Source organism: Moraxella bovis (assembly GCF_002014975.1).
GTDB lineage: Bacteria > Pseudomonadota > Gammaproteobacteria > Pseudomonadales > Moraxellaceae > Moraxella > Moraxella bovis.
The window spans coordinates 11,618-25,482 of sequence record NZ_MUXV01000025.1; the positions used below are offsets into that span (position 1 = coordinate 11,618).

A 13,865-nucleotide genomic window follows, 5' to 3' on the forward strand; every position below is an offset into this window, starting at 1 on the left:
CAATTTTTCAATTTTTCAATTGATTATCGCACCGCCCAACACCATGTCAAGCCCTTATCACATCAGATGATAAAACAGCACAAAAACAAGACAAAAGGCAAGGCGATGACGATAATGGCACAGATTTTTGCAACAATTTGCGGTATAATAAAGGGTTAGCATAAAAACAATTGATAAGGTGAGCGATGGACATTGTACAGTATTTGCATGGGTTGGTATCAAGCTCCATGGGCATCTCAAACGAAGATACGAGTGCGGATTTGTTAAAGCAGTATTATGCCCTAAGCACGGCACGCTTGATTGAACTTAATGATGGCTTTGACAGCACCAATGCCAAAAATCACAGCCTGACCGCCTTGTGGGGCATGCAGGCAGAGCCTTTGGCAAGGCGTTTGGCACGCAGTTTTCACATGGATGAGCAGTCCACAATGACACTCCTAAAAGCCATTACTCCGCCGATGATGGTGGAAGTGGCGAATTTGGCAGGGGGTCAGGCGCTGATTGCTTTTTTGGCACAGAATTTTGAATCAAGTCGCACGCATTTGCCTGCGTGGTCGCCCCAGTTTATCCAAAGCTCGCTGGCTCAAAAGATTGAACAATTAAATGGACAAACGCCAACTGCTGATTCGGCATTTATCAATTCTGATAATCAGCCCAATCAGGCAGATGATGATATTAATAATACTCCTATCGCCACAGATGACTCACCAATTATTAGCGTCACCAAAACTGCCAATATTAATGATAATACCAACACACCCTTTGACAATGAAAAACAAGGGGAAAATATTAATACCAATGGCATTTATCAAGATGGCATAAATGACGGTATTAATGACAGTATTGATAATAATATAAATGATGATATCAATACCGACACAACCGTCCAAGATGACATCAATGACGATAATCATCTCGGTGGTCATCAACCCATTAAACCGTCCATAAAACCTAAGGTAGCACGCCCCAACCCTTTATTAATGGGACTTGGGGCAGGGCTTATCGCCTTGGCTGTCGGGGGCGGAGCATGGTATTTACTAAAAGACAAATCGGACTCATCAGAGACCGCCCCCGTCCACGACCCCAATGTCGCCACACCGACTGTCATATCGCTAAATCCACCCCGTCTGTCCCTAACATCAGGAGAGAACGGCACGCTATACGCCTGTCAAGCCGAAGTGGGCAACAGCCAACTCCAAGAACAACTGCTCGGGGTGCTACAAAAGAACTTCGGGCAAATCGGCTGTATCATGGACATCGACGATAATTTTGGCACATCGCTGACAGGACTAGAACGCTTGGAGAGCATCATGGCGATGGTCAAGTCTGAGCCGTTTACCAGCATTGAGATTATCGGCGACCACATCTATGTCAATACGCCAAAGACGGACATCCTACCCAGAATCGTCAATGACATCGCCCTACTCGCCCCACAGTTTACCGTCTCGCCCGCCCCTGCATTGGATAAAGCCAATGTCATCAATCAGAGCCTTGAACGTGCCACGACCGCCCTAAATGCTCTGGATAATCCGCCCAACAGCTATGACTTGTCACGTTCGGCAAGCCTTGCGGTGATTGACTTTAATGGCACAAGCGAGTTGCCTGCCAACACCCATGGCGTGCTGTCGCTACTGGCAGAGAAAATCAAAGCCAATCCGAGCATCAAGCTCATCATCGCAACCCACACCAGTGGCGGAGATAGCACTGACCGCATGGCAAATCTTAGCCTATCGCAAAGCCAAGCCGAAGCGGTCAAAGCCTTTTTGGTAGAGCAGGGCGTGAGTGACATCCAGCTGACCCCCAAAGGCGTGGGCGACAGCTTTCCAATATCGGACAACGTGACCGAACTGGGTCGCTTTAAAAATCGACGAACAGAGTTTTTGGTGTTTGATGAAGCGACCATGACCGCACTCAACGTGGACATGACCCAGCTTGTGCCAGCACCAAACACCGCCATGTCCGCCCAAAGCATGCCCATGCCTGCCCCCGTACAACAAATGCCCATGCCTGTGCAAAATGTACCCATGCAAAACATGCCCGTACAAGGCATGCCTGATGGCAACTACCTACCCCAACCTGTACAAAATGTACAACCCCTGCCCGAAGTGTATCCTGCCCCTGCCCCATCAGGTTATATTGGCACCACCCCGCCCCCCGCCCCGTCAGCAAGTACACCTGCCTTACCTGATGATTTTATTGAGCTTAGTAATGCCACGATTAGCTCTGAGCAAGGGCGAGGTGTAGAAAGAGAAATACGTTAAGCCAAACGTGATTTTAATCCATTTTTAAAACAGCAAACCCGTGAGTGAATCACGGGTTTTTTACAGGTATCTGCATGGTTAGGGCAGGTCTGCCCTTTTTGGTGCAATCTGCATTTTAAAATTTATGAATCCAAATGGTTATTTATACAAAAAAATACATAAAGAAGGCATGCCCTGATGCTTGATATAAATTCATTGAAGGTAACATGGTTTTTTATTTATCAAATTTCATAAAAATTAAGATTAATAGTTTTTTTAAAAAATGTAAAAAAAATAATTATTTCAGATACTTATAAATAAAATCCCTAATATTATTAATGAATTTTTCCAATATTAACCATTGCAAAAATCAATGTTGTTTTATACAATATTATCAATATTGAGTATGATTATTATTAATAAATCTACCCAATATTATTAAGAAATTTTAAATAAACATAAAAAGCGTTAGGAGCGGTTATGAGATACACTTCATTTTTAGGTCAGGGCGTCATGATTGGTGCAATTTGCATGACTGGACTTTTATCGGCTTGTGGCGACAAAGAGCCTGCCACACAAAATATTGTCAATACCGACAACACCAACACCAAAACCATCAAGGTGGCAGTCAATAGTGGCATGTCGCCTTTTGCTTATATTGATGAAAAGGGCAATCCCATCGGTTTTGATGTAGAACTTATTACTCATATCGCCCAAAAAAATGGTTATGCTGTCAAGTTTAATGTTCTGCCTTGGCAAGAGATGTTTAAATCCGTCGAGCAAGGGACGAGTGACCTTGCCATTTCATCCATTTCTTACTCTACCGAACGTGAAGGTAAATATCTGCTTAGCAATCCTTATGTATACATGCCTGCAGGGATTTTATCTTTGGATGGCACCACCATCAACTCAATATCAGACCTAAAACCCATGCGTTTGGGCATGCAAGATGGGGCGATTTTTATGGACATCGCCAAGGAAAACGGGATTGAACAAGTGATGACCAAAGAAAAGATTTTTTTGAGCTTTCAGGACCTGATTAATGGCAAAGTGGATGCCATCATTAGTGACAAACAAATCATTCAACATCTTGCCAAAAGCTATCCTGAATATAAAACCAATATCTTAGAATATGGTGATGCTAGCAACAAAGGGTCGTACGCTGTAGCAATAGCACCTAAAGGCAAAACTCAAGTCATCGAAATGTTCAACCAAGGTGTCGCAGAGATGAAAACATCAGGCGAGCTGGCACAACTTGAAACAAAATGGTTTGAAAACAATGGCAATAAGCCAAATTAATCAAGATGTGTTCAGGTGCTTGATGTATTGGTTGATTCTTGTTATAATGTTCAAATTAAAATATTGGGGATGTTCTGGCTTCGACGCTGGTAACGAAACCTAATGATGCACGTCAAGAGCGTATGCCTCTTGTAAATCAACATACATTTAAAATAGTCGCAAACGACGAAACTTACGCACTAGCAGCCTAAGGGCTACTTGGGTCGGCACAGATTGCCTTTGGTCTGGTTGCTCACCCCGATGCGAACGTACAAAGGATGGTCTAGTACAGCGTTGCGATGTGCTGGGCGAAATTTTAGCAAATCGTCCAATCCACCCTGACTGTCGGGTCGGTGCGGATTAAAGCCAAAGACAGACTCTAAGCGTGTAGAGTCATGGGCGTAGTGCTGGCGGACGCGGGTTCAACTCCCGCCATCTCCACCACCTATCAAAATCACTAAAAATCACCAAGTATTTTTAAGTGTCATAAACCATCAAAAAAGCCTTGTAAATCAAGGCTTTTTTATTGTCTTGTTGTATCTCATAAAGTCATCGTGTATCATAGTAAATCAACGAACATCAAACGATTTTACACACACGGCGACACACAGCCACACACGAGATACACACACCAATGCTCACCGACAACAAAATCAAAGGGCTAAAACCCACCGAAAAACGCTACTCGCTATCAGCAGGCGAAGGCTTATCCATTGATGTCATGCCGACGGGTCGTAAGTCTTGGGTGCTAGAATATACCGCCCTTGGCAAACGAAAACGCAAAAAACTTGGCGAATACCCAGCCGTCAGCCTAAAACAAGCCCGAGAGCTTGCCAATAAAATCAAAGACAATGCAGGACTAACGCCCATCACGGTCAGCGAACTCATTCATGAATGGGTGGAGCTGTACAGTAAACAATGGACAAGTGAGAAGTACAAATACACCGTCATCTATCGTCTGACCTACATCACCAACGATTTTAAAGACATGGCAGTGGCAGATGTCAGCCGTGCAATGGTGTCAAAAGCGGTCAGTAACATGGTCGCACAAGGCACTTACGAGACCGCCAAACGCTCATTACGCCTACTGTCTCAAGTATTTAACTACGCCATCGTCCACGAATACGCCCAAAATAACCCCTGCACGCTGGTTGATAACATCATACCCAACCACACCGTGCAAAATATGGCAACATTATCCGCCGATGAGATGGCGGACTTTTGGCAAACCATCAGAAAAACGCCCACCATCGGACTTGCTCCTGTTGCTTTGTCGCTGGCAAATTATCTGGCGGTGCGACCCAGCGAGCTGTGCAAGGCGACATGGGAAGAATTTGATTTGGATAAGGGTGTGTGGATTATCCCAGCTTACCGTATGAAAACACGGCTTGAACACGCTGTCCCGCTTGCCAGTCAGCCCTTGCAAATATTAAAGGAGTTACACAGCTCACGCCTTGATGATGGCTTTGTGTTTAAACATCACAGCAACCCCGCCAAGCCCATGCCGATTGAGAGCGTTTTGGCGGTTATCAAGCGTGCTGGCTTTGGCGGTCGCATGACTACGCACGGCTTTCGTTCGCTGTTTTCTACGGTGGCGAATGACAGTGGGCTTTGGCGTGCTGATGTGATTGAGCGTCAGCTTGCCCACACCAAAAAAGATGTCCGCCATGTCTATAACCGTGCCGAATACTGGGACGAGCGTGTGGCACTTATGAACTGGTGGGCGGATATTGTAGCGGATTGGCAGGCATAAAAATAGGGGCGTTTTGCCCCTTGGATTAGATGGTTATGATACAGTCGTACCGTTAATTTCTTGCTCGATACGCTGGGCGTTTTCCAGTGTCCAATATACCTTATTGCCACGCTGGGCGTTGGGTGGGTATTTGGGGCGGTAGTAGGTCTTAAAAGTATTGACGCACACGCCCAGTCGTTTCGCCATGTCTTTTTGTGTGAGCCATGTGATTGAGTTCATCATTTTCTATCTCCAATGTAGTAAATCGCCATAATTAAATGTGTTGCAAAAAGAGCCAAGGCATTACCCACCAATAAACAACCAGCCCAATCATTGCCATCTTGCCAGCCGTATACACCACAACTAAAGCAAACAACAAAACCGACATGCAAAGTCAAAAAATTTGGAACTTTCATTTGTCATTCTCCTCATTGGGTGGGATAATTTCCTGCCAATGCGTAACCTCACAAATACAGCTTGGAAATCTATTCGCATCCGCTACAAACCATCTTTGCAGGACAGAACTATAATACCCCGTGCAGTAACGCCTTGGTCTGTCTTTGTTATTTGGGTGTGATTTTTGGATTGGTTTATAACTTACCCAAACATCATGATTATCATCGGGCGGTGTATCAGCACCAATCCAACCGCCGTCAAGTTGTTTATTTGCCTTCTCTTCAATTTCTCGGCGAGCAGCTCTCATAATGTGTGCGTTGTAGTTCATAATATCTCCAAGCGTTCAACAATCAGTCTTTTAAATGCCTATCAACTAAACGAATACATTGTTTATATGTATCAACAATAGCGTGAGCAACCCGCCTTACTGTTTCTCTCTCGTCATTTTTTACAAGCTCTTGAAATAAATCTTCCGCTTCTTTATGTTCTTTTTTAAGCTCATCAAGCAAAGCCTTCTTGCTCATCGTTAGTCTCCATAAATACAGCCACGAGGTTTGTGGCTGTATGTTTTTCAGAATTAACCTTGAAATTTACCAAAGAACAAGCAAAATTCAGAATCCAGCTTATCTTTGACCGCTTGCAAAAAGTCATTGGCAAGTTCATCTGTAAGTAGCTCATAACCGACAATAGACAGCGTAAATTCAGGCTTGCCATTGGCGGTGTTGATCGACAGGCGAAGTCTGACGGTTTTTGGCTCGCTTAGGGTCTCATACAGCGTGTTTTTGATTTCAAAATACGCTGGCAACAGCCCTGCTTGTGATTTGACCGCCACCGTTTCTAGGCGTGAGCGAGACTCTCTAAAATTACCCACTTGGCTTGTGCTTTCGGCAAGCTCGTCAATCTTCATGTCTCGGATAACAGCGATGGCTTTTTTCATCGGGATCTCTTCGCCATTTTCGTCCAAAGCGACAAATTGACCACTCCAGTCTTCCAAGAACACCGCAAAGTCTTTTTGACCGACACGCCCATGATGGTGCAAGTCTGTGATTTTGTCGTACACTTTGGTCGGTTTGGCGGTCAGTGCCGCACAAAAATCACAATGCCCCATCGGATAATTATCATCGCCAAAGTTTAGCACCGCCATCGCTTTCATTGCGATTTTGTCAATGAAAATCTCAGTATTTGCCGCCGTGCCATGCACTTCAACAAATTCACCGAATGAATCCAAGTCGTCGGTGCTAAATGTGCCACGCTTACGAGTGCGAGCGTCAAGAAATCTGTCAATATTGCCAAGCTCAATGTTGCCGTTATAAGCAATGCCATTGTCGCCAAATTTTAGAATGTCTGGGCGAGCTAGGTCAGCAACGACCGCAAGGTCAGACTCATGGTTTGCAAAAATGTTTGTCATGGAAAAACTCCTTACATTTCAGTTTTAAAAAGCTGAACTTCGTCAGCAGGGAATAGACTCACCGTGCCATTTCGACCGCAGTACATCGGCGTTTCACGCACATAGTCTTCTTTTCGTGTGCCAAAGGTCTCAGGTGCGGTGTAGTCGAGCTTGTGCTTGACCGAAACCTGACCCATGCCTTTTTCGCCCAATTGCGTAATATCAAAGGTCAGTTTGACCTGTCCTTTTTTGCCCGTGGCAATCACTTGGCTGCACACATCGCTGATTGCCATACCGATTTGCTCAGCAAATGCTCCGCCCGTCAAATCCAGTAGAAATTCACAGGCATCGGTTGATTTAAATTCACTCATGATTTTCCTCCGAGTGGTTGTCGTGGATAAAATTTACCGTCTTTTTCCACCGCCACCAGTGCCAGTACTCGCATGGCGGTCTTATAAGACATACCAATTTGTCTTTGTACATTTGCCACAGTCAGCCCTGTCGGGTTATGCCTTAGTAGCTGTTGCACTTTCAAACAAAATTCATTAAAAACAAGCTCTTGTCGCTCTTGGCAAAAAAGCTGAGCGTCCATCACCATTGATGGTCTGCTCATCACACCCCCTTTTGCATTTCATAAGTTTCAAAAACAAACACCACCGCATCCGCCAAAAATAGCCTTTGGCTGGGTAGCACCTGCTTATCGTCAATCTCATGCACATGATCGCATAGCCACACCAGATAGTTATACACCGCAAAAAGAGCGGACAAATCCATCTCACCACCGCTTGCCACACTGCGTTCATAAGTCAAAAGATGAGCGATGGCATTGGCTTTATAAATCTTAGCATGGGCGGTGCTAAAGCTGATTTTCGCCAATTCACGGCGGATTTTTGCAGGGGTCAAAACCATTTTTTATCTCCAAAGTACTTGACGAGATACGCTCTTGCCTTCGCCCCTTCGGTCTCGTAAATGGTTCGCACCGCCTCGTTCTTACTGCCATGCACCAACATAAGCACGCCACCTGCAAAATCGACGCTCCAACGCTTGTTGCCATTGTCATCATAGCCATATTCCGTTGCTTCGATGACAAAACCAAATTCGCCTTCATCATTAACCACGACATCCATCGGCAATAATGCTCGCTCTGTAATAACACGCTCATCATCACTATATCGATCCAGCTCGCTCATACGCATCAAAAGTGCGTCAATGATGAGATTTGCTCCGTTGTCTGATTGTTGGTTGCTCATCTGTATTTCTCCACATCACATTCGACGGGATAACCGTCTGCTTGCCATGATAGGCACTCTTGATAATCCAATTCTGCCTGCTTTTTCAAGGCAATGTCGCACCCACGCAATGACAGTAAGGCAAAAAGACCAATCATTGCTGTTTTTAGGATAAATTCGCCGACCTGCTGGGGCTTGATGGCAATATTTAGCATAAACGACTCCATTTCTTAAATACAGATATATTAAAACATTTGTATTTAAGAAATGCAAGATATTTTGTAGTTATTTGTGAAAAAATTTTCTAAGGTGTTGTTATTTTTGGATAAAAGGCATGAAAAACCGCATGAACGGATTACCATTCATGCGGTCTTGATGGGGGATGATGAGTTGTGGATTTTACCAGCTCTGAGTGCTTGACCACCAAAAGACATGACCAAGAATTTTGTAGGTGGCAAAAAACTGCTCGCTGCTCATCGTCTCATCAGGGTACAAACCTGCGTTGGCGTAAAATAGTCGCACCTGCTCGCCTTGTGGGGTTGGCTTGCTTTGTAAGTATGCACAATACAGCACATCATTCGCCAACAAAGCGTATATCTTGCCGTTTTTAATCTGTGTCTTGCTAACATCAAAGGCAATCTCACTGTTGTCATTGATGATGGGCGACATACTATCCCCCACAATGACACCAAGCCTTGCGTCCTGCGGATTGACCCCCAAGACCTCCAGTGTTGTTTTTTCTAGCATGAGTTTATTCCTATGTTGGGGGTTGTAGTGGCGGATTGGCACAACTTCCTTTTGCGAATACGCATCAAAATCCGCAACCTTTGTGATTGTACCTTGCTCGCCCACTTCCATCGCCCCATTGCCATTCAAAAGCCAGTCAAGATTTACATTCAGAGCCAATGCAATATCACGGGCATACTTGCTTTGTATGCTTTTGCGACTTTCTATGGCGTTAATCTGCCCCTGTCCACACCCTGCCAAATCAGCAAGTTGTTGCTGTGTCATACCTCTAAGCTCACGGACATATCTGACACGCTCTCCGAATGTTTGTCTTGACATATTGCTAAGTCCTTATGTTTACGGTTAATACCGTCATTGGGTTAATGGGTAAAGTCTGTAACAACAAAACGACTATAAATCGCCTATCCTTGCTTATAGTATAAAATACATTTGTATTATTATCTAACTAAAAAATATCTTGAATTATGAATACAAAAGTTTTAAAATGGGGAAAATTTAAATACAAAGGTACTTATTTATGACAACACCTCTTGAAGCACTCCAAAAGGCGGTAAAGATTGCAGGCGGTCGTAAGCAACTTGCCGAGTTAATAGGGTGCAAACATTATACACACATCGGCATCATGCTTACTCGTGACAAACGAGCCAGTGCCAGCTATGTCTTAAAAATCAGTAAAGCGACAGGCGTGCCACCCAACGAGCTTAGACCAGACCTTTACGAACTCTAAAAAAGCAAAAGCCCATTGGGGGCAACCAATGGGCTTAAAAGTGCTTAACTAGCAAGCGAGATTATTATATGACAAGCAAAGACAAAAAACAAGGGCAAAACACACGCCCGCCACTCAACTTCGAGCTTATCCAATCCCAAGCGAACGGCTATTATGTCAGCCGTATCTTTCCTGCCGTGGGTATTAAATTACAAGGCAACGGCAAAAAGCACCAGCCATGCCCAATGTGCGGTGGCTCTGACCGCTTTCGCTGCGATGATAAGAACGGCACAGGTTCGTGGATTTGCAACCAATGCGGAGCTGGTACAGGCTACACGCTCGTGCGAGACTACACAGGGCATGATGCCTACGAGACGCACGCACTCATTGCTGATATTCTTGGCATTGACGGTGGCAAGCCCATCTCGGAAGCTGACCGTAAGGCATGGGCAAAGGCACAAGCTGAACGAGAATCGGCAGAAAAAGCCGCCAAAAAACAAGCACGGCAAACCGCCGCCAAAACCGCCCAAGACCGCTGGCATACCGCCAAGCCCTGCGATAAGCACGCCTATCTTGCCAAAAAAGGTGTACGGTCGCACGGCTTGCGAGCAGACACGCACGGTAATCTTTTAATCCCTTTGTATTTTCATAATACAAATACAGGTAACATCACGCTGTGCAATGTCCAGTCCATCGGTGCAGATGGCGGTAAATTATTCGTCAAAGACGGACTGGTCGGCGGTGCGTTCTACACACTGGGCGATGTACTGGCAAGCGATACAATCCTAATTTGTGAAGGCTATGCGACTGGGGCAAGCATTTTTGAAGTCTTGGCAGGTAGCTATCCTGTCATCATCACATTTAACGCCCCAAATATGGTTAAATGTTCGTCTATTATACGCACTTTGTATCCACAAAATCGGCTGATTTTTTGTGCTGATGACGACAAAGCGACCGAGATTAAGACGGGCAAAAACACAGGACTGCTGGATGCAGCAGAAGCCGCCAAGATTGCTGCAGGTGAAGTCATAAGCCCCGACTTTGGCGGTGATGAACGCACGACCACAGGCGAGCTGACCGATTATAACGACCTGCACGCTCATTTTGGCATTGAAGTGGTCAAAGCTCAGCTTGTCCATGCCCTAAATCGCCCACGCCCCAAAATCATCATGGATACGCATGGTGGTTACACCCTAGATTACCTCAATGAAAACTTTGCCCAAATCAAAGATATCGGCAAAATTACCAACAAAATCTACGATTTGGCAAATCGCACCGAGATGACCAAAACGCATTTTATGGGATTGGTCGGCAAAGAACTGGCGAATGCGTGGCTGTTCGGTGGCAAACAAAAGACCATTGACCGCCGTGAAGTTCAAGACAACACCGCTGAACAATTTGCCCAAGCCTACGGCAGTATTTTTGAGCAGTATTGGTATATCCAAGGCACAAAAGAAGTGTTCAACTTCAAGACAGGCAAACGCCAACCGATTGAGACGCTCCGCCTAGAATTTCCCAACGAATTTGATGCATGGAATAAATCCAAAAACCGCCAAAAAGTTGAAGTGGACAACATTTGGTTTGACCCAACTCGCACCAAAACTGCTCCACATGGCGAAAATTACATCAACACCTTTAAAGATTTTGCCATACAACCCTACACGGCGACCGAACTTGGCATTGATACCGATGTGTTCAATGAATATTTTATGATGGGTATATGTTCGCCTATCATTGAGCTGGTTCGTCATTTGTGTGGCGATGACACGCACGCCTTGGATTGGGTGCTAAATTGGTTGGCTATCCCCCTGCAAAATCTTGGTACAAAAATGGACACCGCCCTTATTGTGCATGGACATATCCAAGGAGCAGGTAAATCGCTGTTTTTTGACCGCATCATGCGTCAGATTTATGGCTCATATCTCTTGACACTCGGTCAAGGGCAGTTAGAAAGCCAGTACAACGACTGGGTGGAAGGTAAATTATTTACGGTATTTGAAGAGATTTTCCAAGGCAAAGACCGCTACAGTCACATGGGTATGATTAAGCAGCTCATCACAGGCGACACCGTATATATCAACAAAAAATTCATGAGTGGCTGGACACAGGACAACTTCGTTAATACCGTGTTTTTGTCAAACGATATGCAGCCGTTATCGCTTGATGAGACCGACCGTCGTCATGTGGTACTGTATCCGACCGCCACTATTCCAGAACACATTCGCACCGCCATCAGTGATGCTATCATAGACCCCGAACAAAAAACGATACGGGCATTTTACACTTACCTGCTTTTGAAAAATATCGGCACACAAAACGCTCACAGCACCGCCATTGCCACAAACGCCAAAGCACGCCTAACCAAAATCAGCATGGCAAGTTGGGAGCGGTTTTATACATTTTGGAAAAATGGCGAGCTGGATATTCCTTACGCCACTTGCCTGACCACCGATTTGTATGATTATTATGTGTTTTGGTGCAAGATGAACGGCGAGAGAGCCACGACCAGCACCAAACTCTTGACCTACATCGGCGTGCGTGAACATAAAGAACGCATTCGCTATCAGTACGACCTGCAATTTGGCGGCAGCTTTCACACCAAATCTGGACAGTCGATGGCGTTTATTATCGGTCTTGACACCGACAAACCAACCCAGCACACATTTGGGCTTTGCATTATGAAGTTTAAAGGTGCTATAATCAATGCCCAAAAAGACCGTCTACCCCAAAAAGCGGACATGAGCCGCTCATCTCACGAAAATTCCAATCCATTCATTTAAATCTGTGCATAGTGTGCAGGGTTTGTGCAGGGTTCGCACAAACCCTGCACAGTCTTGTAAGCCTTGCCATGTCTAGCATTTAGCCTGCATTGTTCATAGTGCAGGCTAATTTTTTTCTACCCCTTATAAGATTTTTTTATTTTAAAAAAAGTTTCTCAAAAACTAAAACAAACCCTGCACACCCTGCACACCCTGCACACTTTTTAAAATCTTTATTAAAACCAATAGGTTATAAATGTAAAATCTGTGCAGGGGTTTGTGCATAGTTTAAAAATTTGACAAGACCCTGCACACCTTTTCATAATATCCAAAAATTTTAAGGACAAATCATGAAGCACAAAATCCCCAAAGCCCAGCTCATCGCCGTCGCTGAATCCTTTGCAGGGGTCAGCCCCTTTGCTGATGCGTGTTATCGCTATTATTTTTATCAGGATAAGACCGCTCGTGCCTACCTGACCGCCACGCTTGCCACTGAGTTCGCCGAATATTTCGCAGGTATTGATGCCAAGTATCACGCCAATATCATCGCCACCGCCCTGACTGAAATCAGCTACCCCACGCCCATCGGCAAACGCTTTGCTTTTTCTGAAAGAGAGCGGGCAATCACCGCAAGGATTAGCCGTCAGACTTGGCGAACGCACGGCATGAACACCGCCGTTGATAACATTATCAGTCACATCACAGGCATTGCCAAAGTCGTCGCTGTCAAAGTTAAAGAACAGCTCGGCAAAAATTTTAACATGGGCTATTGACAAATTAGACCAGTTTAAGCTATCATTTTGCTATGATAGCCGTTTGGTATAGATAACAGGCATCATAATAAAACAACCCAAAAGCTCTTGCAGGTTTAGGCTTGCAAGAGCTTTTATTTATCCAGTTACCTCGCCTTATGCCAGTTTGCTTGTGGCATAAGGTTTTTTTATTCGCACTCATCATGAAGTTATCAACCTTACAACCCCGACTAAAACCCACCACCGCCCAAACGCCAAAGAAGAACTGGGGTCAAGGTCGTGGCGGTCGTGCGTGGCGAAAACTTCGTGATGAGATTTTGGCTCGTGATAACTACACCTGCCAATGTTGCGGTCGGGTTGGCGGTCGCCTTGAATTAGACCACATCGTCAATGTTGCCCAAGGCGGCACCGATGATAAATCCAACCTGCAAATCCTTTGCCACGACTGCCACAAACAAAAAACCCAAACCGAAAGTCAGGCGGGGGGTGCAACAATTTTTAAGCTGATTTCACGGACACCACGCCCCCACTCGTGTATAAAAAAAATTTGATTTGGGGGAAAATCTCCGTTTCTCCGCCGATGAACACAGTAACAAAAGTTACATAAAATTACATTATAAAGAATATAGAAAGGTTAAA

18 protein-coding genes and 1 other RNA gene are annotated in these 13,865 nt (G+C 44.9%); 8 read left to right on the forward strand and 11 right to left on the reverse strand.

The annotated features are described in order from the left end of the window. Positions 1-185 precede the first annotated feature (185 nt). The 4 genes from B0182_RS06435 to B0182_RS06450 all read left to right on the forward strand — a co-directional run bounded on the left by B0182_RS06435 (position 186) and on the right by B0182_RS06450 (position 5,271). On the forward strand, positions 186-2,261 hold the full coding sequence (locus B0182_RS06435) for an OmpA family protein (protein WP_078274126.1): 2,076 nt from the start codon (positions 186-188) through the stop codon (positions 2,259-2,261). A 459-nt stretch (positions 2,262-2,720) separates the two neighbouring features. Beyond that, positions 2,721-3,539: a substrate-binding periplasmic protein gene (locus tag B0182_RS06440; protein WP_078274127.1), complete on the forward strand. Its 819-nt coding sequence runs from the start codon at positions 2,721-2,723 to the stop codon at positions 3,537-3,539. A gap of 65 nt (positions 3,540-3,604) precedes the next feature. Continuing rightward, positions 3,605-3,962: a transfer-messenger RNA gene (ssrA, locus tag B0182_RS06445) on the forward strand. 190 nt (positions 3,963-4,152) lie between these two features. Continuing rightward, entirely contained in the window at positions 4,153-5,271 is a 1,119-nt protein-coding gene (locus B0182_RS06450; protein ID WP_078274128.1) for a tyrosine-type recombinase/integrase, read from the forward strand. 33 nt (positions 5,272-5,304) lie between these two features. Here B0182_RS06450 and B0182_RS06455 read toward each other — a convergent pair whose 3' ends face one another. The 11 genes from B0182_RS06455 to B0182_RS06495 form a co-directional block, all read right to left on the reverse strand. Next, a complete protein-coding gene (locus B0182_RS06455) occupies positions 5,305-5,493 on the reverse strand; it encodes a hypothetical protein (RefSeq protein ID WP_078274129.1) in 189 nt (62 codons plus the stop codon). Then, complete coding sequence (locus B0182_RS14290; RefSeq protein ID WP_158079651.1) at positions 5,490-5,666, reverse strand: hypothetical protein; 177 nt, start codon at positions 5,664-5,666, stop codon at positions 5,490-5,492. The genes B0182_RS06455 and B0182_RS14290 overlap by 4 nt, the downstream gene beginning before the upstream one ends. Beyond that, positions 5,663-5,974, reverse strand: coding sequence for a hypothetical protein (locus B0182_RS06460; RefSeq protein WP_078274130.1), 312 nt, complete (start codon positions 5,972-5,974; stop codon positions 5,663-5,665). Before B0182_RS06460 ends, B0182_RS14290 begins: the two co-directional genes overlap by 4 nt. A gap of 22 nt (positions 5,975-5,996) precedes the next feature. Next, a complete protein-coding gene (locus tag B0182_RS14295) occupies positions 5,997-6,170 on the reverse strand; it encodes a hypothetical protein (protein WP_158079652.1) in 174 nt (57 codons plus the stop codon). 53 nt (positions 6,171-6,223) lie between these two features. Further along, positions 6,224-7,054 (reverse strand): DUF2303 family protein, encoded by an 831-nt coding sequence (locus B0182_RS06465; RefSeq protein ID WP_078274131.1) that lies wholly within the window; start codon positions 7,052-7,054, stop codon positions 6,224-6,226. An 11-nt stretch (positions 7,055-7,065) separates the two neighbouring features. After that, positions 7,066-7,404 carry a hypothetical protein gene (locus B0182_RS06470; protein WP_078274132.1) on the reverse strand — a complete coding sequence of 113 codons (339 nt, stop codon included), beginning with the start codon at positions 7,402-7,404 and terminating at the stop codon, positions 7,066-7,068. After that, a complete protein-coding gene (locus B0182_RS06475; protein ID WP_078274133.1) occupies positions 7,401-7,646 on the reverse strand; it encodes a hypothetical protein in 246 nt (81 codons plus the stop codon). Before B0182_RS06475 ends, B0182_RS06470 begins: the two co-directional genes overlap by 4 nt. Further along, complete coding sequence (locus B0182_RS06480) at positions 7,646-7,942, reverse strand: hypothetical protein (protein WP_078274134.1); 297 nt, start codon at positions 7,940-7,942, stop codon at positions 7,646-7,648. Before B0182_RS06480 ends, B0182_RS06475 begins: the two co-directional genes overlap by 1 nt. Then, positions 7,933-8,283 carry a hypothetical protein gene (locus B0182_RS06485; RefSeq protein WP_078274135.1) on the reverse strand — a complete coding sequence of 117 codons (351 nt, stop codon included), beginning with the start codon at positions 8,281-8,283 and terminating at the stop codon, positions 7,933-7,935. Before B0182_RS06485 ends, B0182_RS06480 begins: the two co-directional genes overlap by 10 nt. Then, a complete protein-coding gene (locus tag B0182_RS06490) occupies positions 8,280-8,477 on the reverse strand; it encodes a hypothetical protein (RefSeq protein WP_078274136.1) in 198 nt (65 codons plus the stop codon). The genes B0182_RS06485 and B0182_RS06490 overlap by 4 nt, the downstream gene beginning before the upstream one ends. A gap of 184 nt (positions 8,478-8,661) precedes the next feature. Further along, entirely contained in the window at positions 8,662-9,327 is a 666-nt protein-coding gene (locus B0182_RS06495; RefSeq protein WP_078274137.1) for an XRE family transcriptional regulator, read from the reverse strand. A gap of 199 nt (positions 9,328-9,526) precedes the next feature. Here B0182_RS06495 and B0182_RS06500 point away from each other — a divergent pair, with 199 nt between their 5' ends. The 4 genes from B0182_RS06500 to B0182_RS06515 all read left to right on the forward strand — a co-directional run bounded on the left by B0182_RS06500 (position 9,527) and on the right by B0182_RS06515 (position 13,777). After that, positions 9,527-9,736: a YdaS family helix-turn-helix protein gene (locus B0182_RS06500; protein ID WP_078274138.1), complete on the forward strand. Its 210-nt coding sequence runs from the start codon at positions 9,527-9,529 to the stop codon at positions 9,734-9,736. 68 nt (positions 9,737-9,804) lie between these two features. Next, the gene (locus B0182_RS06505) at positions 9,805-12,495 is read left to right on the forward strand and encodes a DUF5906 domain-containing protein (protein ID WP_078274139.1); all 2,691 of its coding nucleotides are present in this window, start codon (positions 9,805-9,807) and stop codon (positions 12,493-12,495) included. A gap of 329 nt (positions 12,496-12,824) precedes the next feature. Next, positions 12,825-13,247, forward strand: coding sequence for a hypothetical protein (locus B0182_RS06510; protein WP_078274140.1), 423 nt, complete (start codon positions 12,825-12,827; stop codon positions 13,245-13,247). Positions 13,248-13,429: 182 nt separating this feature from the next. Continuing rightward, positions 13,430-13,777 (forward strand): HNH endonuclease, encoded by a 348-nt coding sequence (locus B0182_RS06515; RefSeq protein ID WP_078274141.1) that lies wholly within the window; start codon positions 13,430-13,432, stop codon positions 13,775-13,777. Positions 13,778-13,865 lie beyond the last annotated feature (88 nt).